The 24,090-nt window shown below is 40.8% G+C and carries 23 protein-coding genes; 14 read left to right on the forward strand and 9 right to left on the reverse strand.

Annotation, left to right across the window (positions count from 1 at the left end; genetic code table 11):
- Window positions 1-92: 92 nt before the first annotated feature.
- Together yidA and B7703_RS07395 are read right to left on the reverse strand one after the other, a co-directional pair.
- A complete protein-coding gene (gene yidA, locus B7703_RS07390) occupies window positions 93-899 on the reverse strand; it encodes a sugar-phosphatase (RefSeq protein ID WP_033687103.1) in 807 nt (268 codons plus the stop codon).
- A gap of 12 nt (window positions 900-911) precedes the next feature.
- Window positions 912-2,216, reverse strand: coding sequence for an HD domain-containing protein (locus B7703_RS07395; protein ID WP_084924248.1), 1,305 nt, complete (start codon window positions 2,214-2,216; stop codon window positions 912-914).
- Between the two features lie 71 nt (window positions 2,217-2,287).
- Between B7703_RS07395 and B7703_RS07400 the strand changes: the two genes are divergently transcribed.
- The 4 genes from B7703_RS07400 (at window position 2,288) to ffh (ending at window position 4,895) form a co-directional block, all read left to right on the forward strand.
- Window positions 2,288-2,665 (forward strand): YwiB family protein, encoded by a 378-nt coding sequence (locus tag B7703_RS07400; protein WP_084924249.1) that lies wholly within the window; start codon window positions 2,288-2,290, stop codon window positions 2,663-2,665.
- A 90-nt stretch (window positions 2,666-2,755) separates the two neighbouring features.
- Window positions 2,756-3,088, forward strand: a complete 333-nt coding sequence (locus tag B7703_RS07405; protein ID WP_000402062.1) for a putative DNA-binding protein — start codon at window positions 2,756-2,758, stop codon at window positions 3,086-3,088.
- A gap of 2 nt (window positions 3,089-3,090) precedes the next feature.
- A complete protein-coding gene (locus B7703_RS07410) occupies window positions 3,091-3,306 on the forward strand; it encodes a hypothetical protein (protein ID WP_060628105.1) in 216 nt (71 codons plus the stop codon).
- Window positions 3,307-3,323: 17 nt separating this feature from the next.
- A complete protein-coding gene (ffh, locus tag B7703_RS07415; protein ID WP_084924251.1) occupies window positions 3,324-4,895 on the forward strand; it encodes a signal recognition particle protein in 1,572 nt (523 codons plus the stop codon).
- Between the two features lie 95 nt (window positions 4,896-4,990).
- Here ffh and B7703_RS07420 read toward each other — a convergent pair whose 3' ends face one another.
- Together B7703_RS07420 and rsmG are read right to left on the reverse strand one after the other, a co-directional pair.
- Window positions 4,991-6,274 (reverse strand): uracil-xanthine permease family protein, encoded by a 1,284-nt coding sequence (locus B7703_RS07420; RefSeq protein WP_004234765.1) that lies wholly within the window; start codon window positions 6,272-6,274, stop codon window positions 4,991-4,993.
- 204 nt (window positions 6,275-6,478) lie between these two features.
- Window positions 6,479-7,192: a 16S rRNA (guanine(527)-N(7))-methyltransferase RsmG gene (gene rsmG / locus B7703_RS07425; RefSeq protein ID WP_084924252.1), complete on the reverse strand. Its 714-nt coding sequence runs from the start codon at window positions 7,190-7,192 to the stop codon at window positions 6,479-6,481.
- A gap of 93 nt (window positions 7,193-7,285) precedes the next feature.
- Between rsmG and B7703_RS07430 the strand changes: the two genes are divergently transcribed.
- Both B7703_RS07430 and htpX read left to right on the forward strand, forming a co-directional pair.
- Window positions 7,286-7,846 carry a LemA family protein gene (locus B7703_RS07430; protein WP_084924254.1) on the forward strand — a complete coding sequence of 187 codons (561 nt, stop codon included), beginning with the start codon at window positions 7,286-7,288 and terminating at the stop codon, window positions 7,844-7,846.
- Between the two features lies 1 nt (window position 7,847).
- A complete protein-coding gene (gene htpX, locus B7703_RS07435) occupies window positions 7,848-8,747 on the forward strand; it encodes a zinc metalloprotease HtpX (protein WP_084924256.1) in 900 nt (299 codons plus the stop codon).
- A gap of 150 nt (window positions 8,748-8,897) precedes the next feature.
- On the opposite strand, the gene B7703_RS07440 is transcribed toward htpX, so the two are convergent.
- Window positions 8,898-10,457 (reverse strand): ATP-binding cassette domain-containing protein, encoded by a 1,560-nt coding sequence (locus B7703_RS07440; protein ID WP_084924616.1) that lies wholly within the window; start codon window positions 10,455-10,457, stop codon window positions 8,898-8,900.
- 389 nt (window positions 10,458-10,846) lie between these two features.
- On the reverse strand, window positions 10,847-11,176 hold the full coding sequence (locus tag B7703_RS07445; protein WP_084924257.1) for a helicase BlpT: 330 nt from the start codon (window positions 11,174-11,176) through the stop codon (window positions 10,847-10,849).
- A 167-nt stretch (window positions 11,177-11,343) separates the two neighbouring features.
- Between B7703_RS07445 and B7703_RS07450 the strand changes: the two genes are divergently transcribed.
- The 6 genes from B7703_RS07450 (at window position 11,344) to carB (ending at window position 18,831) form a co-directional block, all read left to right on the forward strand.
- A complete protein-coding gene (locus B7703_RS07450) occupies window positions 11,344-11,886 on the forward strand; it encodes a YceD family protein (RefSeq protein ID WP_033681986.1) in 543 nt (180 codons plus the stop codon).
- Window positions 11,886-12,515, forward strand: a complete 630-nt coding sequence (nth, locus tag B7703_RS07455; RefSeq protein WP_084924259.1) for an endonuclease III — start codon at window positions 11,886-11,888, stop codon at window positions 12,513-12,515. Before B7703_RS07450 ends, nth begins: the two co-directional genes overlap by 1 nt.
- A gap of 210 nt (window positions 12,516-12,725) precedes the next feature.
- A complete protein-coding gene (gene pyrR, locus B7703_RS07460; RefSeq protein ID WP_000644747.1) occupies window positions 12,726-13,247 on the forward strand; it encodes a bifunctional pyr operon transcriptional regulator/uracil phosphoribosyltransferase PyrR in 522 nt (173 codons plus the stop codon).
- Window positions 13,248-13,265: 18 nt separating this feature from the next.
- A complete protein-coding gene (locus B7703_RS07465) occupies window positions 13,266-14,189 on the forward strand; it encodes an aspartate carbamoyltransferase catalytic subunit (RefSeq protein WP_060628127.1) in 924 nt (307 codons plus the stop codon).
- A 49-nt stretch (window positions 14,190-14,238) separates the two neighbouring features.
- Window positions 14,239-15,318 (forward strand): carbamoyl phosphate synthase small subunit, encoded by a 1,080-nt coding sequence (locus tag B7703_RS07470; protein ID WP_000166853.1) that lies wholly within the window; start codon window positions 14,239-14,241, stop codon window positions 15,316-15,318.
- A 336-nt stretch (window positions 15,319-15,654) separates the two neighbouring features.
- The gene (gene carB, locus B7703_RS07475; RefSeq protein ID WP_084924261.1) at window positions 15,655-18,831 is read left to right on the forward strand and encodes a carbamoyl-phosphate synthase large subunit; all 3,177 of its coding nucleotides are present in this window, start codon (window positions 15,655-15,657) and stop codon (window positions 18,829-18,831) included.
- A gap of 69 nt (window positions 18,832-18,900) precedes the next feature.
- Here carB and B7703_RS07480 read toward each other — a convergent pair whose 3' ends face one another.
- Genes B7703_RS07480 through tacF form a run of 3 tightly spaced genes read right to left on the reverse strand, consistent with a single transcriptional unit; the run spans window position 18,901 to window position 22,012 of the window.
- The gene (locus B7703_RS07480) at window positions 18,901-19,710 is read right to left on the reverse strand and encodes a LicD family protein (protein WP_084924262.1); all 810 of its coding nucleotides are present in this window, start codon (window positions 19,708-19,710) and stop codon (window positions 18,901-18,903) included.
- A gap of 1 nt (window position 19,711) precedes the next feature.
- Complete coding sequence (locus tag B7703_RS07485; protein ID WP_084924264.1) at window positions 19,712-20,515, reverse strand: LicD family protein; 804 nt, start codon at window positions 20,513-20,515, stop codon at window positions 19,712-19,714.
- Between the two features lie 9 nt (window positions 20,516-20,524).
- Window positions 20,525-22,012 (reverse strand): type IV teichoic acid flippase TacF, encoded by a 1,488-nt coding sequence (gene tacF, locus B7703_RS07490; protein ID WP_060628138.1) that lies wholly within the window; start codon window positions 22,010-22,012, stop codon window positions 20,525-20,527.
- 334 nt (window positions 22,013-22,346) lie between these two features.
- On the opposite strand from tacF, the gene B7703_RS07495 reads away from it, so the two are divergent.
- Window positions 22,347-23,054 (forward strand): IspD/TarI family cytidylyltransferase, encoded by a 708-nt coding sequence (locus B7703_RS07495; protein ID WP_060628142.1) that lies wholly within the window; start codon window positions 22,347-22,349, stop codon window positions 23,052-23,054.
- 4 nt (window positions 23,055-23,058) lie between these two features.
- Entirely contained in the window at window positions 23,059-24,081 is a 1,023-nt protein-coding gene (locus B7703_RS07500) for a ribitol-5-phosphate dehydrogenase (protein WP_000609896.1), read from the forward strand.
- Window positions 24,082-24,090 lie beyond the last annotated feature (9 nt).

Here is a 24,090-nt window from a genome sequence, read left to right on the forward strand (position 1 = left end):
CTGCCTTGATCATTTAAAAAAATGATGGTATAGAAAATTCTTGATTTGGAAAAAACCGCTCAGCTGAGCGGTTTTCGTCTATTCATACCCTTTTACAGTACCCATGTACGGATGGCATGGGCAACGCCGGATTCATCGTTAGATTTAGTTATGTATTTGGCGATTTTTTTGATTTCTGGATTTCCATTTTCCATGACAACTGGATTGCCAACGACTTCCAGCATGGCACGGTCATTTTCTTCGTCACCGATCGCCATGGTTTCATCTTTGGTCAATCCTAGTTTTTCAGCTAGGTGAGTGATGGCTGAACCCTTATCTACATTCTTTTTAAGGAGTTCGAGGTAGAAAGGAGCCGATTTGTTGATGGAGTAGCGTTCGTAAAATTCTGCTGGGATTTTTTCAATGGCAGCATCGAGAATCTCAGGTTCATCGATGAACATACATTTAACGATTTCCTTGTCAGCCATTTCTTCAGGGGTGCGGTAGAAGATAGGCATGCTGACGAGGGTTGATTCGTGCACAGTGTATTTTCCGATATTGCGATTTGCAGTGTAGATACCATCCTTAGTAATAGCGTGCATGTGGACACCGAGCTTGCGACTGAGGAATTCCATATCCAGATAATCCTCATAGGTTAAGGATTCGCTGATAATCTCATGTCCAGTAGCAGTTTCTTGGACAAGGGCACCGTTGAAGGTCACCACATAGTCACCCTCGTCTCTCAACTGCAAGTCGTCCAGAAGTTTGGCAACACCTGCGATAGGGCGGCCAGTTGCAATTACGACTTTGACACCAGCTTCTTTGGCATCTTGGATGGCAGAAAAGACTTTAGGAGTGATTTCCTTTTGGCTATTGACAAGGGTTCCGTCAATATCAACGGCAATTAGTTTAATACTCATAAATTTCCTCTTCTAGTTTTTATTTGGGTTAAAATGATCGTTCTCAATCAAGTGTAGAAATTGTTGGGTAATGCTTGCGAAGATACTGTTTTGGTTCAACATTTCTTTTGGGAAATAGAAACGATTATCTCCGTGGCGACTGCCAGCAAGAGATTGGACGATAGGAGACAGGCTAGAGAGTTCGGCCAGTTCTCCATTTTTTTGTAAAATCTCAATCTGTGTCCTTGGATTTTCAGATTCGGGACGATAGATATCATAAGGGAGGTCAAAATTCTTATGAATGGCAGTGTAGTAGTCGGGATCAAAGCCAATGTCCTCAACCAATTTTCTCATGCTGGCGAGTTGGTCTTGGTCTTCTTGTGAAAAAGTAATGGATTTAAAGACCTTGCGGTTGACAAAGCGCTGTGATAAGTCTGCTAAAATCTTGTCAGGACTGGTCATCCAGAGCTGGAAGTAGGTATTCATCACACCATCATCCAGAGCAAGATAGTCAGACAAGGTCACATTTTTTTCAAAGAAAGGGAGGAGATGTGGAGATGTTCGTGCAAAGAAATCTTTGTCTTTAGGATAGAGTTCTTTGGCGCGCTTGAGAAGATTTTGCAGGAGAACTTCCATGGCGCGTGTTGCGGGGTGGAAATAAACCTGCATGTACATCTGATAACGACTGAGGACGTAGTCTTCGATAGCATGCATGCCATTGCGCTGAAAGGCAATACCGTTTTCGACAGGACGAATGACACGCAAGATCCGAGTCAGGTCAAATTCCCCATAGGAAGCTCCCGTAAAATAGGAGTCACGCAAGAGATAGTCCATGCGGTCCGCATCAATCTGACTGGAAATGAGTTGCACGACCTGCTTGTTAGGATAGGTATGGTCAATGACACTGGCTACCTTTTCTGGAAAATCTGGCGCCACTTGTAGCAGGACTTGGTGAATCTCCGTTTCAGGACTTTGGATAATCTCCTGAGTAATGGCTTCATGGTCTGTATCAAAGAGATGTTCAAAAGTATGGGAGTAGGCACCATGTCCAAGGTCGTGTAAAAGAGCAGCGGTCATGGTCAAGAGAGACTCGGCAGGGTTCCATTCTTCTGGATATTTTTCTTCAAAAATCTCCGTGATACGTCGTGCAATCTCATAGACTCCTAGACAGTGAGAGAAGCGACTGTGTTCTCCACCGTGGAAGGTATAACTGGAAGTTCCCAGTTGTTTGATACGACGCAAACGCTGAAATTCTTTTGTATTAATCAAGTCATAGATGATTTGATTATTGACATGGATGTAGTTGTGAACTGGGTCACGGAATACTTTTTCGTTCATATGACCATTATAGCAAAAAGCTAGAGTTTTTGGTAAAATAGTAGGACAAGAGACAAGAAAGAGGACCTGATGTGAAGATTCGGATGCGAAATACGATTCAGTTTGATGAGCAGTTGGAAGTGATTGACCAGCTTTATGATGTAGAAGTGCATGAAAAAGGAGATTATAGCTACCTGCTTTTCTATAATGAGGAAAAGGAAAAAGTAGTCATTAAATTCCATGGTCAAGAGCTGGTGATGACCCGTTTTTCCACTCCCAAGACCATTATGCGCTTTTTAAAGGATAGTGATAGTTTAGCCTATATTCCCACACCTATGGGGATGCAGGAGTTTGTTATCCAAACGAATCGTTATCAAGTGGATGGACAAAAGATTGAGCTAGATTATCAACTACAAAACCAAGAGGGACATCCCTTTGCCAGCTATCAATTGGAAATTACTTGGGGCTAGTCTCATGTCTTTTTCAAATTTAGCTAGCTATCTTCTTGGATTGGCTTCCTAGTGTGGTAGATTAGACTATTTTTTGGTATAATAAAAGTTATGGAAATCGAAAAAACCAATCGTATGAATGCGCTCTTTGAATTTTATGCGGCGCTTTTGACAGATAAGCAAATGAATTATATCGAGCTATACTACGCTGATGATTACAGCCTTGCTGAGATTGCCGAGGAGTTTGGTGTCAGTCGTCAGGCTGTCTATGATAATATCAAGCGGACAGAAAAGATTCTGGAAGATTATGAGATGAAATTGCACATGTACTCGGACTACATTGTTCGCAGTCAAATTTTTGATCAGATTTTGGAGCGTTATCCAGAGGATGCTTTTCTGCAAGAGCAAATTGAGATTTTGACCAGTATTGATAATAGGGAGTAATCATGGAAAATCTTGTTGTCTATAAAGGAATACCTTGCAAACTATTAGCTGCAGAGGAACCATTTCCTACAAGACTACAAATTCTCTCACCTGATTCTATTCCTCAAGCCCTTAAAGAAGGATTTAGCTGTTGGGGATATCCAAATGAAATCATTAAAGAAGTCACAACCGAAGAACTAGAGAGTTTGCAACATTTCGGACGATTTCCACTGAATTGAAAAAATAGGAGAAAATAATGGCATTTGAAAATTTAACAGAACGTTTGCAGAACGTCTTTAAAAACCTACGTAAAAAAGGAAAAATCTCTGAATCTGATGTCCAAGAGGCAACCAAAGAAATTCGCTTGGCCTTGCTTGAGGCCGACGTTGCCTTGCCTGTTGTAAAGGACTTTATCAAGAAAGTTCGTGAGCGTGCAGTCGGGCATGAGGTCATTGATACCCTTAATCCTGCGCAACAAATTATTAAAATCGTTGATGAGGAACTGACAACTGTTTTAGGTTCTGATACGGCAGAAATTATCAAGTCACCTAAGATTCCAACCATCATCATGATGGTTGGTTTACAGGGGGCTGGTAAAACAACCTTTGCAGGTAAATTGGCCAACAAACTCAAGAAAGAAGAAAATGCCCGTCCTTTGATGATTGCTGCGGATATTTACCGTCCTGCGGCTATTGACCAGCTTAAGACCTTGGGGCAACAAATTGATGTGCCTGTCTTCGCTCTTGGTACAGAGGTACCAGCTGTTGAGATTGTTCGTCAAGGTTTGGAACAAGCCCAAGCCAATCACAACGACTATGTTTTGATTGATACAGCAGGACGTTTGCAGATTGATGAGCTTTTGATGAATGAACTTCGTGACGTAAAAGCATTGGCTCAACCAAACGAAATTCTGCTCGTCGTTGATGCCATGATTGGTCAGGAAGCGGCCAATGTTGCGCGTGAGTTTAATGCTCAGTTGGAAGTGACTGGGGTCATCCTTACCAAGATTGATGGCGATACTCGTGGTGGTGCGGCTCTATCTGTTCGTCACATTACCGGAAAACCAATCAAGTTCACTGGTACAGGTGAAAAGATTACGGACATTGAGACCTTCCACCCAGACCGTATGTCAAGCCGTATTCTTGGAATGGGGGATATGCTCACTTTGATTGAGAAAGCTTCTCAAGAGTACGATGAGCAAAAAGCCCTTGAAATGGCTGAGAAGATGCGCGAAAACACCTTTGATTTCAATGATTTCATTGATCAATTGGATCAGGTGCAAAACATGGGGCCAATGGAAGACTTGCTCAAGATGATTCCAGGTATGGCCAACAATCCAGCTCTTCAAAACATGAAGGTAGATGAGCGTCAGATTGCTCGCAAACGTGCTATTGTGTCTTCAATGACACCTGAAGAACGTGAAAATCCAGATTTGTTAAATCCAAGCCGTCGCCGTCGTATTGCCGCAGGTTCTGGAAATACATTTGTCGAAGTCAATAAATTCATCAAGGACTTTAACCAGGCTAAACAGCTCATGCAAGGAGTTATGTCTGGGGATATGAACAAAATGATGAAGCAAATGGGGATCAATCCAAACAACCTTCCTAAAAATATGCCAAATATGGGAGGAATGGATATGTCTGCCCTTGAAGGAATGATGGGACAAGGTGGTATGCCTGACTTGTCAGCTCTCGGAGGAGCAGGAATGCCAGATATGAGCCAGATGTTTGGTGGCGGACTAAAAGGTAAAATTGGTGAATTTGCCATGAAACAGTCCATGAAACGCATGGCGAATAAAATGAAGAAAGCTAAGAAGAAACGCAAGTAAGACAAGGGAAGGCCGCAGGGCTTTCCTTTTTTAGAAAGAAGAAAAATGAGCACTTCCATAATTGGAAATGCTCGTTTTTTGATGTGTTTAGATTCTTAGTCTTTATTTTCGTATGGCAAGATCAAGTTCAAGATGATTCCTGTCATGGCTGATAGGGCAGTACCTGAAAGGGTAACTGGACCAAGTTTAAGGATAGCTCCTCCAAGTCCAAGAACCAACATAGCACTTGCGATGATTAGGTTACGCATTTGACTGAAGTCTACACGTTCTTTGATCAAGACTTTCAAACCATTACTTGCGATAACTCCGTAGAGAAGGATTGACATACCACCAAGTACAGCATTTGGAATGGTTGAAATCAAGGCAGTGAATTTACCAAGGAAGCTAAGGGCAATCGCGATGAAGGCAGCGTTACGGATAACTGAGACAGAAGCGATACGAGTCATACCGATAACCCCTGTATTTTCTCCATAAGTTGTATTGGCTGGTCCACCAAGGAAGGCAGAAACTGAAGTTGCGATACCGTCACCAAGAAGAGTACGGTGAAGACCTGGTTCTTTCAAGAATTGACGGCCACAGATTTGACCTAAAACAGTATGGTCTCCGATGTGTTCAGAGATTGTTACGATAGCGATTGGCAAGATAGCGATAGTTTCTGGACCGAAGTAAAGATTGTATTCTTTAAAGGCACCACCTGTGCTAAATGGCAAGTAGAAACCAGGGATTTCAAACCAGTTAGCTTTAAGAACTGGTGTAAAGTCAACCAAGCCAAGTGTTAGTGCGAAGAGGTAACCACCGATAATGGCAAAGAGGAATGGAATGATTCGTAGGAAGCCTTTTCCTTTTGTATTGATAAAGGCAGCAATCAAGAAAGTAACAACTGCTACAAGAGCATTTTTCCAATTCCCGTCAGCTACAAGACCAGCGTTAGTAACTGCTGAGCCTGCAAGTCCAAGACCGATAACGATGATCATAGGTCCGATGATGATTGGTGGCAAGAGTTTATCAATCCATTTTGTACCTGCAAAACGAACACCAGCAGCCACAAGGACATAGACTAAACCAGTCAAGATAACCCCTGTTTGAGCAGCAGATACATCTCCACCCATTTCTTTCATAGCCAGTGACATTGCTGTGATAAAGGCAAATGAAGACCCTAGATAAACGGGAACTTTAAAACCAGTTGAAATCATATAGATGAGTGTTCCTACACCTGAAGCAAAAAGGGCAACAGATACAGGCATTCCCAAAATCAAGGGTACCAAGATGGTCGCACCAAACATGGCGAAAACGTGTTGGAAACTAAGGAGAATTCCTTTTCCAGCCGAAGGACGTTGGTCAACGTCTAGTAACAAATCAACAGTTGATTCTTGTTTCATATAAACCTCACTTTTGGGCATCAAAAAAGAGCCCATTATTTTACAGCAATAGGCCCTCAGAGTAAGACTTCTCTAAAATCTAGACTTTAAAGAGTTTTAAATATTTCTGCGTCTTCGTCACCTCACGGGATGACATTAAAAACCTTTGCTTGTGATAGTATAGCAGAAATTACGAACTTTGTAAATATTTTTTTACTAAAAAATTTAAAGTGGGCGTTTATTGGGCATGCCAGCCTTACGTGGATATTTATTTGGTGTTTCCTTTTTCTTTTCTACCACTGTGATGTAACGTGGATCTCCATTTGGTAGGGCGTAGCTGAGATTGTCTTCTACTTTACTAAAAAGGAGGTTGAGGGCATTCTTAGCTTCTAATAATTCCTCAGGCGCATTGCTAGCCTTGAGTGCCAATAGTTTTCCGCCAACTTTAAGGTAGGGAATAGTTAATTCAGATAGGACTTGCATACGGGCAACCGCACGAGCCGTTACAAAATCATACTGAGCACGGAAGTTTTTGTCTTGGGCAAAATCTTCGGCACGTCCATGGTAGAAATGAACATCGTCTAAATCCAGTTCTTGAGCCAAAAGTTGGAGGAAGTTGATGCGCTTGTTGAGAGAATCAATGATAGTTACATTTAACTGAGGATAGAGGATTTTCATTGGTAGACTAGGAAATCCTGCCCCGGCCCCGATATCAAGCAGTTTGATAGTTTCATTGGGAATCAAGTCTTGCAGAATGGGTGCAATCGAATCGTAAAAATGTTTGAGATAAACTTCATCCTTGTCTGTAATAGCTGTTAGATTGATTTTTTCATTCCACTCGACCAAGAGTTCAAAATAACGTTCAAATTGTTTTTTTTGCTGGTCCGAAAGTGGAAGATTCTGCTCGGCAAGCAGGTTGTAAAATGTTTCTGGTTTCATAGTTATTTCCTTCTTTAGTATCATCTTATTTTACCACAATCATTAAAAATTTGATATACTGGTACTAATCTAAAAGCAGAAAGGACTTATATAATGACTTGGATTATTCTTGGAGTTTTAGCTCTTATTGTTATTTTTGTGATTGTTAGCTATAACGGTTTGGTTAAGAATCGTATGCAAACAAAGGAGGCTTGGAGTCAGATTGATGTTCAGTTGAAACGTCGAAATGATCTCTTGCCAAACTTGATTGAGACTGTAAAAGGTTATGCCAAATATGAAGGTTCTACCCTTGAAAAGGTGGCAGAACTACGTAACCAAGTGGCGGCAGCGACTTCACCAGCAGAAGCTATGAAAGCTAGTGATGCCCTTACTCGTCAGGTTTCAGGTATTTTTGCAGTTGCAGAAAGCTATCCAGATTTGAAAGCCAGTGCAAACTTTATTAAATTGCAAGAGGAGTTGACAAATACAGAAAATAAAATTTCTTACTCTCGTCAACTCTACAACAGTGTTGTCAGCAACTACAATGTAAAATTAGAAACTTTCCCAAGCAATATTATCGCTGGAATGTTTGGATTTAAAGCAGCAGATTTCCTTCAAACACCAGAAGAGGAAAAGGTAGTACCTAAAGTTGATTTTAGCGGTTTAGGTGACTAAGATGTTGTTTGATCAAATTGCAAGCAATAAACGAAAAACGTGGATTTTGTTGCTGGTATTTTTCCTACTCTTAGCTCTTGTTGGCTATGCGGTTGGTTACCTCTTTATGCGGTCTGGGTTTGGTGGTTTGGTTATAGCGCTGATTATCGGCTTTATCTATGCCTTGTCCATGATTTTTCAATCGACAGAGATTATCATGTCCATGAATGGCGCTCGTGAGGTGGATGAGCAAACGGCACCAGACCTCTACCATGTAGTAGAAGATATGGCTATGGTCGCTCAGATTCCTATGCCCCGTGTTTTCATCATTGATGATCCAGCCTTAAATGCCTTTGCGACAGGTTCTAACCCTCAAAATGCGGCGGTTGCTGCGACTTCAGGTCTCCTTGCTATCATGAATCGCGAGGAGCTAGAAGCTGTTATGGGACATGAAGTCAGTCATATCCGTAACTACGATATTCGTATTTCGACTATTGCTGTTGCCCTTGCTAGTGCTATCACCATGCTTTCTAGTATGGCAGGTCGTATGATGTGGTGGGGTGGAGCAGGTCGCAGACGAAGTGATGATGACCGAGAAGGAAATGGTCTTGAAATCATTATGCTAGTGGTTTCCCTACTTGCAATTGTGCTGGCACCTCTCGCTGCAACCTTGGTGCAACTAGCTATTTCTCGTCAGAGGGAATTTCTAGCTGATGCTTCCAGTGTCGAGTTGACCCGCAATCCTCAAGGGATGATTAATGCTCTACGTAAGTTGGATAATAGTAAACCGATGAGTCGTCCTGTCGATGATGCCAGCAGTGCACTTTATATCAATGATCCTAAGAAAGGGGGAGGGTTCCAAAAACTCTTTTATACCCATCCACCTATCTCAGAACGGATTGAACGTTTAAAACATATGTAAAATGAAGGCTGGGAAAAAGCCTTTAAAATCTGAAAAACGCATAATATCAGGTGTGCAAAAAACTTGATATTATGCGTTTTATTATGGGAAGATTTACTTTCTCTTCTCCTAAAATTGTGTTTTGCCCCACCTATCTGCTATGTTGCAAATTTATAAATCTTGTAAATCAACTGCTTCTAATCCTTTTTTTGTTAAGCGATAGATGATTGAACAGACCTCTTTTAAGAAACGACGGTCATGCGAAACAGTGATGAGACCGCCTGGATAGGTGGCAAAGAGTTTCCTGATGTGGGGTTGAGAAGTTGGAGAAAAATTTCGTGTGGGTTCATCCAGCAGAAGAAAGTTTGGTTTGCGCAAGACTAAATCCAAAAGCAGGAGTTTTCCCTGTTGTCCGCCAGATAAGGAGAGAATTTGATGCTGCATTTCTGGATAACTGAAATTGAGACTGGCTAAGTGAGATTGGATTTTCTGTAGTTCCTCTTTTTCCCCAGTTTGACTTAGATAGGCTATTGGTGATAAATCCAATTTCAGTTTTTTGTGGTAATCTTGTGGCATATAACCAAGTGAAATCTCTCTTTTTTGACTTAGCAGTTGTTGCAACTTTGCTAACAGAGTTGATTTCCCCATACCATTTGGGCCTATGAGACCGATTTTTTCTTGTCCACGGACAGTTAGTTGTAGTTTTTGAACCAAAACTTGGTCGCCAATGGACAAATTTTCTTTTTCCAGTTGGATTAAGACTTTAGAAGCCGGTAATGGTTGGATGTCTGAGAAGAAAAGTCTGATTTCTTCCTCTTCAAGTGGCTTTTGGGTTATAGACTGAGCTGCCCTTTCGTAGCGTTTTTCTTGAGAGAGGACAGTTTTCATCTTTTTAGCCAATAGGCGACCGGCAGTACTGTCTTTGGTAGCTCGAAGTGCAGTTTCTACATTTTGCTTGACTCGCCGATGTTTTTCCATGGTTTTATCATAGGCTCTTTGGTCGTTAGCAGCTTGCTGGCTTTGTCTGGCAAAATTAGCCTTTCTCTGCTCACTATAGCGATCATAGTCTAAATGCTCTACTAGCGTTTCCGCTTCTTTACGGTGCTTGACCAGTCGCAAGTGGACAATAGTGTCTGCCGTTTCAGAAAGAAAGTCCTCATCATGGGAAATGAAAATAACGGTTTGCCTAATCTTTCGAATCTGACCTTTTAGCGAGTCAACCGTCTCAAGGTCTAGGTCATTTGAAGGTTCATCTAAAAATAGAATCTCAAAGGGTTTGGCTAACTCATGGATGAGCTGAATTTTCAAAGCTTCGCCCCCTGATAGACTGCCAATTTCTTGGTTGCTAGCGAAACGATTGCTATCAAAGTGCAACTCCTCAGCCAAACGATAGAGGACACTGTAGTCTAAATCAATAGAATCTAAAAAGAAGTAGTCGTGTAGACTTTTCTTTTTCCGCTCTTCGGGGAGTTTTTGAGGAATGTAGGCTATTGATTGATAATCAGATTGAATGTCTCCCCTGATAGTGAAATCAGGTAAAGTTTCTCCCATTAAAGTTTTAAGCAAGGTTGATTTGCCATTTCCTTCTTCGCCAATAATAGCTACCTTTTCCCCGTCTTGGATGGTCATGCTTAAGTCGGCTACAAGGTCTCGTAAATCTTTGTTTTGAGTGATGGTCAGGTGATTGATTTTTATCATATTGTTGCCCTTTCTAGAATGTCGATAGTGCATAACAAAAAGCTCTACTTTACCTAGTAGAGCCAATGTCTATGTCAAAAAAACTCTATTAATACTCTTCGAAAATCAAATTCAACCCACGTCAGCGTCGCCTTACCGTATATATGTGACTGACTTCGTCAGTCTTATCTACAACCTCAAAACAGTGTTTTGAGCAACCTGCGGCTAGCTTCCTAGTTTGCTTTTTGATTTTCATTGAGTATAAAATGCCAGAAGAAGAGCATAAAAGAGCACACAAAAAGAGACAAAAACAAGATCTACTAAATAAAGGTTCTTTATTTGATAGACTTAGTTGTTCATGTCTCCCTTACCTCCGAGTATTAGTACCTCTATCCTATACCTTTCAGGATATTTTGTCAATAGAAAATTGGAAATTCTATGCTCTAAAATCCGAAAACAGGTCCATATAGAGTTAGTACGTGTTTGACATGCTCGTAATGGAACTTGTCATAGTTGCGCCAAGCGGTACGTGCTTGGTCGTTCAGTTTTAGGCTACCGAGACCTATCAGAAGACTGGTAAGTTGGTAAAATTTCTCAAGGTCTATTAAGATACTGTTGTTCAACTTTTCCGCTTTTTTGAGCTCTTTTATAGTAGTGTTTAGCAGCTCTTGTAGTCGAATATCATCTGCAGTACCCTGTTTGCAGATTTGGAAACTTTTATTTAACTCGGATAGGAGTTGGGTTGCATTAGTAATGAGTTCTTTGTCTTCCATGTGAGCATCCTCCTTGCTCTGATGTATTATTGCCTATAGTATAGCACTAAAAAACAAAATGTCATAGTAAATATGTTAAAAAATCGAATTTTAATTATAAAGTTTGCTGTGCTGATTTGTAGCCTTTTCATGGTATAATCAAGAGAGTAAATCTTTATGGAGGAAGTATGAAATTAAATATTCAAGAAATTCGTAAGCAGTCTGAAGGCTTGCATTTTGAACAAACATTAGACCTAGCCGCAGACCTGCGTGCACGCAATCAAGAAATTTTAGATGTAAAAGATATCCTTGCAGTTGGGAAAGTACAGTACGAAGACCGTATGTATTTCTTAGATTATCAACTATCTTATACCATTGTTCTTGCTTCAAGTCGCAGTATGGAGCCAGTTGAGTTAATTGAATCTTATCCAGTAACGGAAGTTTTCATGGAAGGCGCAACTAACCAGCTAGATCAAGAAGTTCTAGATGATGATTTGGTCTTGCCTATCGAAAATGGAGAACTTGATCTTGCTGAGAGCGTGTCAGATAATATCCTTCTCAACATTCCTATCAAGGTCTTGACGGCTGAAGAAGAGGCTGGTCAAGGATTTGTTTCAGGAAATGACTGGCAAATCATGACAGAGGAAGAATACCAAGCTCAACAGGCAGTTAAGAAAGAAGAAAACAGTCCTTTTGCTGGCTTACAAGGACTATTTGATGGAGACGAATAATGGTCTTGTCAAAAAAACGCGCACGAAAGGTGCTAGAAGAAATCATTGCTCTTTTTCCAGATGCCAAGCCCAGTCTTGATTTTACCAATCATTTTGAACTACTAGTTGCGGTCATGTTGTCAGCTCAGACAACAGATGCAGCGGTAAATAAGGCCACACCAGGTCTCTTTGCTGCCTTTCCAACGCCACAAGCCATGTCTGTTGCAACAGAGAGTGAGATTGCCTCACATATTTCTCGTCTGGGATTGTATCGGAATAAAGCTAAATTCCTTAAAAAATGTGCCCAACAGTTACTAGACGATTTTGATGGTCAAGTCCCTCAGACACGTGAGGAATTGGAGAGTTTGGCAGGTGTTGGTCGCAAGACAGCCAATGTTGTAATGAGTGTGGGTTTTGGGATTCCAGCCTTTGCAGTGGATACTCATGTGGAGCGTATTTGCAAACACCACGATATCGTCAAAAAATCAGCGACACCCCTTGAGGTGGAAAAGAGGGTCATGGATATCTTGCCACCGGAGCAGTGGTTAGCAGCTCATCAGGCTATGATTTATTTTGGACGAGCCATTTGCCATCCTAAAAATCCAGAGTGTGACCACTACCCACAATTATATGACTTTAGCAATTTATAAAATGGGTGCTCAAAAGTTTTTGCTTGATTTTAAGCATGCTTTGTGCTATAGTATTTGATAACTAAATATTCCTTTAAACCTGTCCCGTGAGGCAGGCAAGGAGCGCGATAAAGTAGAAGGGTGAAGTCTATACTGTTTGCAGTAGGGCTTACTTAGCTATACATTTCAAGTCTCCTTGTTTAAGGAGACTTTTCTTTTTGGAGGTTTGTCATGAAGGCAAAAGAAGTTGTAGACGAATTGACTGTCAAACGAGCGATTACGCGTATTACTTATGAGATTATCGAACGCAACAAAGATTTGAATAAAATCGTCTTGGCTGGTATTAAAACTCGTGGTGTCTTTATCGCCCACCGAATCCAAGAACGTTTGGAGCAGCTAGAAAATCTTTCAGTTCCGGTTGTGGAATTGGATACGAAACCTTTCCGTGATGATGTTAAAAGTGGAGAAGATACTTCTTTGGTTTCTGTTGATGTGACAGACCGTGAAGTTATCTTGGTGGACGATGTGCTTTATACAGGCCGTACTATCCGTGCTGCTATTGATAATATTGTCGGTCATGGTCGTCCTGCGCGCGTAAGTTTAGCTGTTCTGGTCGATCGTGGACATAGAGAATTGCCAATCCGTCCAGATTACGTTGGAAAAAATATCCCAACTAGTCGTTCTGAAGAAATCATCGTAGAGATGGCAGAACTTGATGGCCAAGACAGAGTTCTGATTACTGAAGAAGCATAGAAAGCTAAAGGAGTAGCCATGTCAGAAAATCAACAAGCATTGAACCATGTGGTGTCCATGGAAGACCTCACTGTCGATCAAGTCATGAAATTGATTAAGCGAGGAATTGAGTTTAAAAACGGAGCTCAGCTTCCCTATGAGGATCATCCGATTGTTTCCAATCTTTTCTTTGAGGATTCTACACGGACGCATAAGTCCTTTGAAGTGGCAGAGATTAAACTAGGATTGGAGCGACTTGACTTTGATGTGAAGACTAGTTCAGTTAATAAAGGGGAGACACTTTATGATACCATCCTGACTCTGTCTGCTTTAGGAGTGGATGTCTGTGTGATTCGTCACCCAGAGGTTGATTATTACAGAGAGTTAGTTGCTAGTCCCACGATTACGACTTCCATCATCAATGGTGGAGATGGTTCGGGACAACATCCTAGCCAGAGCTTGCTTGATTTAATGACTATTTATGAGGAATTTGGTCACTTTGAGGGTCTCAAGGTTGCGATTGCAGGTGATTTGGACCACTCACGCGTTGCCAAATCTAATATGCAGATTTTGAAACGCTTGGGAGCTGAACTTTACTTTGCTGGACCTGAGGAATGGAGAAGTCAAGAGTTTGCAGACTATGGGCAGTTTGTAACTATTGATGAAATCATTGATCAGGTGGATGTCATGATGTTTCTCCGTGTGCAACATGAACGTCATGATAGTGGAGCTATCTTTTCAAAAGAGGACTACCATGCCCAACATGGCTTGACTCAAGAACGTTATGATCGTTTGAAAGAAACAGCAATCCTTATGCATCCAGCTCCAGTCAACCGTGATGTAGAAATCGCAGACCACTTGGTTGAAGCACCAAAATCACGGATTGTCCAACAAATGACCAATGGTGTCTTTGTTCGAATGGCAATCTTAGAATCCGTACTGGCGAGTAGAAACGCCAACTAAAACACAAGACGTTAAAAGACGCCAGTGAGCGTCCACGAGAGGTGAAAATATGACAAAAAGACTTCTAGTATTAGAAGATGGCACAGTTTTTGAAGGCAAAGCCTTCGGAGCAGATATTGATGTAACTGGTGAAATTGTCTTTAATACAGGCATGACCGGCTACCAAGAATCCATTACAGACCAGTCTTATAATGGACAAATCTTGACCTTTACTTATCCTTTGGTAGGAAATTATGGAATTAACCGTGATGATTACGAATCCATTATTCCAACTTGTAAGGGAGTTGTCGTTTTCGAAGAAGCACGTAGAGCTAGTAACTGGCGCAATCAAATGACCTTGGATGAATTTTTGAAAGCTAAAAAAATTCCTGGTATTTCAGGAATTGATACCCGTGCTCTGACAAAAATTATCCGTAAGCATGGTACCATGCGTGCAACCTTGACCCATGTTGGGGACAGTATGGATCATGTAACTGACCAGCTCCAAGCAACAGTCTTGCCGACAGATAATATCAAGCAGGTTTCTACTAAAACTTCATATCCAGCTCCAGGAGTTGGTTTGAGTGTGGTGCTAGTGGACTTTGGTCTCAAGCACTCAATCTTACGTGAACTTTCTAAGCGTAACTGTAACGTTACGGTTGTTCCTTATTCAACAACAGCGGAAGAAATTCTCCATCTCAATCCTGACGGAGTGATGTTGTCAAATGGACCGGGAAATCCAGAAGATGTTCCCCAAGCACTGGACATGATTCGTGGTGTGCAAGGAAAAATTCCAATCTTTGGTATCTGTATGGGGCATCAACTCTTTGCAATGGCAAATGGTGCTAAGACCTACAAGATGAAATTTGGACACCGTGGATTCAACCATGCAGTACGTGAAATTGCTACAGGACGTGTGGATTTTACAAGTCAGAACCATGGTTATGCAGTCAGTCGTGAGGATTTGCCAGAGCACTTGATCATTACCCACGAAGAAATCAATGACAAGTCAGTTGAAGGTGTGCGTCACAGATACCAACCTGCTTTCTCTGTTCAATACCATCCAGATGCAGCCCCTGGTCCACACGACGCTAGCTACCTATTTGACGAGTTTATCGAGATGATGGAAGCTTTTAAACAATCAAACTAAGAACGAGTAAAAGCTCGTCGGAGAATTTATTTAATGTCGCCCTGAGAGGCGACGAATAGAAAGGCAGGTCGTTTCTTTTAGTCGCTATTAGGCGAACTAAAAACTCCCTGCACTAGATTTTTTACCGAAAAGTATCGTTTCGCTAAAAAATCGTCGGAGAATTTATTTAATGGCAACCCGAGAGTTGCCGAATAGAAAGGAGAAGATACATTGTTCGCTTAAGTGAACACGCCCTAAGAACTGTGTGAAAAAGATAAACATCGTCTTGATGCTGAAGGCGTCTGCACCGAGTTTCCTATTTTCGCTGTGTTCTTTACGGGCTTTGTATCATAAACTATGCCTAAACGTACTGATATTCAAAAAATTATGGTGATTGGTTCTGGTCCGATTATTATTGGTCAGGCTGCTGAGTTTGACTACGCTGGGACCCAGGCTTGCTTGTCGTTGAAAGAGGAAGGTTATGAGGTTGTCTTGGTTAACTCAAACCCTGCAACCATCATGACGGACAAGGAAATTGCTGATAAGGTTTATATTGAACCAATTACACTTGAGTTTGTGACACGTATTCTTCGTAAGGAGCGTCCAGATGCCTTGCTACCAACACTCGGTGGGCAAACTGGTCTTAATATGGCCATGGAATTGTCTAAAAATGGTATCCTTGATGAGCTTGGTGTTGAGCTTCTGGGAACTAAATTATCTGCCATTGACCAAGCTGAAGATCGTGACCTCTTTAAACAATTGATGGAAGAATTGGAACAACCCATTCCAGAATCTGAAATTGTAAACACTGTTGAAGAAGCTGTTGCCTTTGCAGCAACAATTGGATACCCAGTCATCGTTCGTCCAGCCTTTACACTTGGTGGTACTGGTGGTGGTATGTGTGCTAATGAGGAAGAATTGCGTGAAATCGCTGAAAATGGATTGAAATTGTCACCCGTGACCCAATGTTTGATTGAGCGTTCAATCGCAGGTTTCAAGGAAATCGAATACGAAGTTATGCGTGACTCAGCTGATAATGCTTTGGTTGTTTGTAACATGGAAAACTTTGACCCAGTTGGGATTCACACAGGGGATTCCATCGTATTTGCCCCTGCCCAAACCATGTCAGACTATGAAAACCAAATGCTACGTGACGCGAGCTTGAGCATTATTCGTGCCCTTAAGATTGAAGGTGGATGTAATGTTCAGCTAGCTCTTGACCCACACAGTTTCAAGTATTATGTCATCGAAGTAAACCCTCGTGTGTCGCGTTCTTCAGCCCTGGCATCTAAGGCGACAGGTTACCCAATTGCCAAATTGGCTGCTAAGATTGCCGTCGGTTTGACCTTGGATGAGGTCATCAACCCAGTCACGGGTTCAACCTATGCCATGTTTGAACCAGCCCTTGACTACGTGGTTGCCAAGATTCCTCGTTTCCCATTTGACAAGTTTGAAAAGGGTGAGCGCCGTCTTGGTACCCAGATGAAGGCGACTGGGGAAGTAATGGCGATTGGTCGTAACATCGAAGAATCTCTCCTTAAGGCTTGCCGCTCCCTTGAAATTGGGGTACACCACAATGAAATGCCTGAACTTGCATCAGTTTCTGATGATTCTTTGATTGAAAAGGTTGTGAAAGCCCAAGATGATCGTCTCTTCTATGTATCAGAAGCCATTCGTCGTGGCTACACACCAGAAGAAATTGCAGAGCTTACAAAAATTGATATCTTTTATCTCGATAAACTCCTACATATCTTTGAAATTGAGCAGGAGTTGGGTGCCCATCCACAAGATCTTGAAGTTTTGAAAACTGCAAAATTGAATGGATTTTCAGACCGTAAGATTGCTGAACTCTGGAATACTACAGCTGACCAAGTTCGCCAACTTCGTTTGGAAAACAAGATTGTTCCTGTTTACAAGATGGTCGATACTTGTGCGGCAGAGTTTGACTCTGAAACACCATACTTCTATTCAACCTATGGATGGGAAAACGAGTCTATCAAGTCTGATAAGGAATCCGTTCTAGTTCTAGGTTCTGGTCCAATCCGTATCGGTCAAGGGGTTGAGTTTGACTACGCAACCGTTCACTCTGTTAAGGCTATCCAGGCAGCTGGTTATGAAGCTATCATCATGAACTCAAACCCAGAGACCGTTTCTACAGACTTCTCTGTATCAGATAAGCTTTACTTTGAGCCATTGACATTCGAAGATGTTATGAATGTCATCGACTTGGAGCAACCAAAGGGCGTTATCGTTCAGTTCGGTGGTCAAACAGCCATCAACCTTGCGGAGCCATTGGCAAAAGCAGGTGTGACCATCCTTGGTACACAGGTTGCTGACCTAGACCGTGCCGAAGACCGCGACCTCTTCGAGCAAGCTCTTAAAGATTTGGATATTCCACAGCCACCAGGACAAACTGCTACCAATGAAGAAGAAGCAGTGCTTGCGGCTCGCAAGATTGGTTTCCCAGTCTTAGTCCGTCCATCTTATGTTTTAGGTGGACGTGCTATGGAAATCGTTGAAAACGAAGAAGACCTTCGTTCTTATATGCGTACTGCGGTTAAGGCAAGTCCAGACCACCCTGTTCTTGTTGACTCTTATATCGTCGGACAAGAGTGTGAAGTCGATGCCATTTCAGATGGTAAAAATGTACTCATTCCTGGTATCATGGAGCATATCGAACGTGCTGGTGTCCACTCAGGTGACTCAATGGCCGTTTACCCACCACAAACCTTGTCGCAAAAGGTACAAGAAACAATCGCAGACTATACTAAACGCCTAGCAATCGGTCTTAACTGCCTTGGAATGATGAACATCCAGTTTGTTATCAAGGATGAAAAAGTCTACGTTATTGAGGTCAATCCACGTGCCAGCCGTACGGTTCCATTTCTTTCTAAAGTGACCAATATCCCTATGGCTCAAGTAGCAACCAAGCTCATTCTTGGTCAAAAACTTGAAGAACTTGGCTACCAAGATGGTCTTTATCCAGAAAGCACTCGCGTTCATATCAAGGCGCCAGTCTTCTCCTTTACCAAACTAGCTAAGGTAGACAGCTTGCTTGGTCCTGAAATGAAGTCAACAGGTGAAGTTATGGGTTCTGATACGACTTTGGAAAAAGCTCTCTATAAAGCCTTTGAAGCTTCTTACCTGCATTTGCCAACTTTTGGTAACGTTGTATTTACCATCGCTGATGATGCCAAAGAAGAAGCCTTGGACTTGGCTCGTCGTTTCCAAAATATTGGCTATGGAATCCTCGCGACAGAAGGGACAGCAGCCTTCTTTGCCAGTCATGGATTGCAAGCCCAACCTGTTGGTAAGATTGGTGATGACGATAAGGATATTCCAAGTTTTGTTCGTAAAGGAAGAATTCAAGCTATCATTAACACAGTTGGAACAAAACGAACTGCAGACGAAGATGGTGAGCAGATTCGCCGTTCAGCTATTGAACACGGAGTGCCCCTCTTTACAGCCCTAGATACAGCTAATGCCATGCTTAAAGTACTTGAAAGCCGTAGTTTTGTCACAGAAGCAATTTAAATAGAAAAAAGAGAAGGTATAACGATCTTCTCTTTTTTGTTATATTTTTTCTTGTAAACTACTGCTTAATCAGCTTTTGCGATAAGCTTTAATACTATGACTATACCATTCTTGCATTTCCTTTGATGGTGGTGTCATATAATCCCCATACATCTGGGTTAAAAATTGATCATATTTTTTAGGGACGGGCAACATACGACCTTCAAACTCAGTTAAGATGAGTTCTTTAAAGGTATCAACTGGGAAGACTTCTTTCATACCTTCCTTACCAATCCCAATTCCTCCTTCATATTGAGGAGTATTGGTTGCAGCATTTTTAACTAGCTGATCAATTTTCTTGTAAAAGTAACGGGGATTGACCACTCGGAGGGCGTACCAGCTACATAATCTTAGAAAATCTTTTAATTTGCTATCACCGTGAACTGCTCGTGATTTTTTGATATAAGCTAGTTGACGAAGGGCTACATACTTATAACTCTTGTCGACAATGCTCAAGTCTGTAAAGCGATCAATTGGGAAGACATCGATAAAGAGACTGGTGTCATGACGCTTGTACTTAACATGGTCTTCGATAACAGTAGAAGTATCCAAAATCGATGCGAAATTATGGAAGTACCAAGAAGAAGTGTCGTAGGAGAGAACCTTATAACGTGGATGGTCTTCTTCCTCAATAATCTTCAATAAGCGATCATAATCTTCACGATAGAGAGAAATATCAATATCATCATCCCATGGAATCATACCTTTGTGGCGGATAGCTCCAAGCATGGTTCCGTAACTTAGAAAATAAGGAATATCATGTTTCTTACAAGTCTCATCAATATAGTCTAGCAGGGCTAGTTGAATTTCTTTAATTTCTTCTTTTTCTAAATACTGCATCCTAATCCTCCAATTTGTAAGCGTGAAATTCATGACTGTAGAAGCGTTTTTCTTCCGGTGGTAGGGTCATATAATCTCCATAAAATTGTGTCAAAATAGTATCAAATTTTTCTGGCGCAGGAAGGCTTAAATTCTCAAAGGGGAGATCGATTGTTTTATCGAAGGTACCACTTGGGAAGACTTCCTTTTCCTTAAATTTAGAAGGGATAAAAGCCATATACTGACCATTCTCACGATTATATTTTTGAATTTCTTTCTCGATTCTATTTGCGAAATAACGAGGAGAAACAGGTCGCAGGAGCAACCAAAAGGCTGTTCGTATCCAATCTTTTAAAAGGCTATCCTTATAGACAATATTTTTGTGTTTACTGAAAGACAGAAGTTTGAAGCTTTCCAGCTTATAACAAATATCAATGACCTTAGGATCATCAAAGCGATCCATAGGGAAAATATCGATAAAAACACCAGACTCATAGGTTTTTGTATTTCGAGTATCAATAATTTTAGTTGTACTGTCTGTTATTTTGATAAAGTTGTTAAAGTAGTTCTTATCAGTTTCTAAGGATAGGAGCTTATATTTGCTTTTTTCCTTTTGAAAAATGTTTATAAATCGTTGGTAGTCTTCTCGAGGCATGGACAGATCAATATCATCGTCCCAAGGGATAAAGCCCTGATGTCGAACCGCCCCAATCAGAGTACCGTAGTTAATAATATAGTTGATATTGTGCTTTTTACAGAGAGTATCAATATAATCCAAAATTTCTAATTCAATTTGTTTGGCATCTTCAATGGATAGTTGTTTCATTTTAAACTCCTATGATCTTTTGAATTTATTTTTTAAGGCTAGGACATGGTTTAAAAATTCATAGAAAATGCTATCTTTGGTGAAGGCAAGTAGACCAATATAAGAGATGGCTGATAGCAAGACAATCAAACCAGTATTAATCAAAAATGGCAAATTAATGACCATATCCACGGGATACAAGAAATTAATCAGGAAATAGATTCCTACAAAGGAAAGTGAAAAGAGCGAGTATCGAATAGTATAGCTGAAGATATGTCCTAAGTGGATGAGTTGTTTTCTATGGATGAAAACGATATAGAAAACAAGTAGAGAGGCCTCTGATAGCATAGTTGTGAGTAGGTAGTATTCAGGAGCCACGATATGGTTGAAAAAGAGGAGACTATTTAAGCCTAAATTGAGTAGCCCAGCAAAGACTGTGTAAACTGTGATACGTTTTTCATAGCCATTTGTAAAGAGAATTTGGGAACCAAGAATGGTATCTAGTGCCAGGATAATCGTACGAAAAGCGAAGAGAGAGGTTAAGATACCACCTCCGATATATTTTTCACTACCATAAAGTAGGATAGCATTTGGTCCTAAAACCATGAGTCCGAAACTGAGTGGAATGATAAAGAAGTTAAAGATTCGACTTCCTCTGTTAACCAGAGAAACATAGGCTTCTTTGTCGCCTTTTCCTAGATAGTAACTGAGACGAGGCACACTCACTCCGATAGCTCCTGTTACAACACCAGCTATAACGGTCACAATTCGTTGAGCCATGGTGTAGTAACTAACGTTGACATCAATCCCTGTTTTAACGAGGAAGAGACGATCCAAAAAAGTGAAGAGCATATTGGCATTGGCAAAGACCAACATGGCTGTTAAAGGGAGAAAGAGCGGTTTAAAATCACTTATGTGAATCTTAACAAGCTTAATGTCTCTTTTAATCCAAAAATAACTAATCAGATAGTTAATCAGTGTCGATAAACTCATCACAAGTGTATAGACAACAATATCGTGTTCATTTTTGACAAACAGGAATATAGAGATCAGCATCAGGATACGGATGAAGGCAGTCTTGTAAAAGAGAAAACTGTAATTTTCCAGAGCTTCATTGACCCACTCGATTGAAAAAATCTGGGCAATGAGTTGAATCCCCATAACAAGGTAGACCTTTTTGATGATTGGATTATCTGTAAAGAAGAGAGGATAGGCAAGGATATAGACAGCAGTGGTCAAAATCGTACAAGCTATGCACAAATAAAAAAGACTAGAGAAGGTTCTATTCAGATCTTTTTTGTTATCCTTGACATTACTGATGGCCCGTAAACCGTAGTTATAGACCCCATAAGTCGCAAAGGGCAAGAAAAATGACAAAATAGTGTCAACTGAGTTGAAGTAACCATAGTCAGTTCGGTCCAAGACACGCGCGACGTAGGTTCCAGTTAGGATGGGAAAAATAATATTCAAGACACGAATTCCCATATAAGATAGAGCATTTAATTTTATACTTTTCATTCAATTTACCTCGTTTTTCATTATATCATAAAGTTAGCTAATAAGAAATGAAGGGCAGTAAGTCAAGCAATCACTTTGAAGTTTCAAATCTTAATTTTAAGATTTTTTTAAGGAAAGTATATTATTCTGAAGAACTCTAAAATTTCACAGCTATTTATTAGTAATGACTACAGAATTCCTAGCCACTACTAGAAATGGACTAGTTTCTTTGAATAATAGAACTCCTTAATCCTTCTATTCTAGAAAGGGAGGTCCGGTATTTCTTTCATGATAGGACTAGATTGTGGTATAATAGAGAGAATAAGTTTTTTTAGTAAGACAAAGGAGAAAATAGATGATTTATGCAGGAATTCTTGCCGGTGGAACTGGTACTCGCATGGGAATTAGTAATTTGCCAAAACAATTTTTAGAGCTAGGCGATCGACCTATTTTGATTCATACAATTGAAAAATTTGTCTTGGAACCAAGTATTGAAAAAATTATGGTTGGGGTTCATGGAGACTGGGTTTCACATGCAGAGGATCTTGTAGATAAATATCTACCTCTTCATAAGGATCGTATCATCATTACAAAGGGTGGTGCTGACCGCAATACAAGTATTGAGAAAATCATTGAAGCCATTGATGCTTATCGTCCGCTTACTCCAGAGGATATCGTTGTTACCCACGATTCTGTTCGTCCATTTATTACACTTCGCATGATTCAGGACAATATCAAACTTGCGCAAAATCATGACGCAGTGGACACAGTAGTTGAAGCGGTAGATACTATCGTTGAAAGTACCAATGGTCAATTCATTACAGATATTCCAAATCGTGCTCACCTCTATCAAGGACAAACACCTCAAACATTCCGTTGCAAGGACTTCATGGACCTTTATGGCTCTCTTTCTGCTGAAGAGAAGGAAATTTTGACAGATGCATGTAAAATCTTTGTGATCAAAGGAAAAGATGTGGCCTTAGCCAAGGGTGAATACTCAAATCTGAAGATTACAACCGTAACAGATTTGAAGATTGCAAAAAGTATGATTGAGAAAGACTAGTAAAATGATTAATCAAATTTATCAACTAACTAAGCCTAAGTTTATCAATGTCAAATATCAGGAAGAGGCTATTGACCAAGAGAATCATATCCTCATCCGCCCTAATTATATGGCGGTCTGTCATGCGGATCAGCGTTACTACCAGGGGAAACGTGATCCCAAGGTTTTGAATAAAAAACTTCCAATGGCAATGATTCACGAGTCGTGTGGAACCGTTATTTCTGACCCTACAGGAACCTACGAAGTTGGTCAAAAAGTTGTCATGATTCCGAATCAGCCTCCTATGCAGAGTGATGAAGAATTCTATGAAAACTACATGACAGGGACCCATTTCTTGTCTAGTGGCTTTGATGGCTTTATGAGAGAGTTTGTTTCTCTCCCTAAAGACCGTGTGGTGGCTTATGATGCTATTGAAGACACGGTTGCAGCCATTACAGAGTTTGTCAGTGTCGGTATGCATGCTATGAATCGCTTATTGACCCTTGCTCATAGCAAGCGGGACCGAATCGCTGTTATCGGAGATGGCAGTTTAGCATTTGTGGTTGCCAATATTATCAACTATACTTTGCCAGAAGCAGAGATTGTGGTTATTGGTCGTCATTGGGAAAAATTGGAACTTTTCTCATTTGCCAAAGAATGCTATATTACTGACAATATTCCTGAAGATTTGGCCTTTGACCACGCTTTTGAGTGTTGTGGTGGTGATGGTACTGGACCAGCCATTAATGACTTGATTCGCTATATTCGTCCTCAGGGAACGATTCTCATGATGGGAGTTAGCGAGTATAAAGTCAATCTCAATACACGCGATGCCTTAGAAAAAGGCTTGCTCTTAGTTGGATCTTCTCGTTCTGGTCGCATCGATTTTGAAAATGCAATCCAAATGATGGAAGTCAAGAAATTTGCCAATCGTCTTAAAAATATCCTTTATCTAGAAGAACCTGTAAGAGAAATTAAAGATATTCACCGTGTCTTTGCAACCGATTTAAACACAGCCTTTAAAACCGTGTTTAAGTGGGAAGTATAGGTGCTGGAG

Source organism: Streptococcus mitis (assembly GCF_002096735.1).
Taxonomy (GTDB): Bacteria; Bacillota; Bacilli; order Lactobacillales; family Streptococcaceae; genus Streptococcus; species Streptococcus mitis_CZ.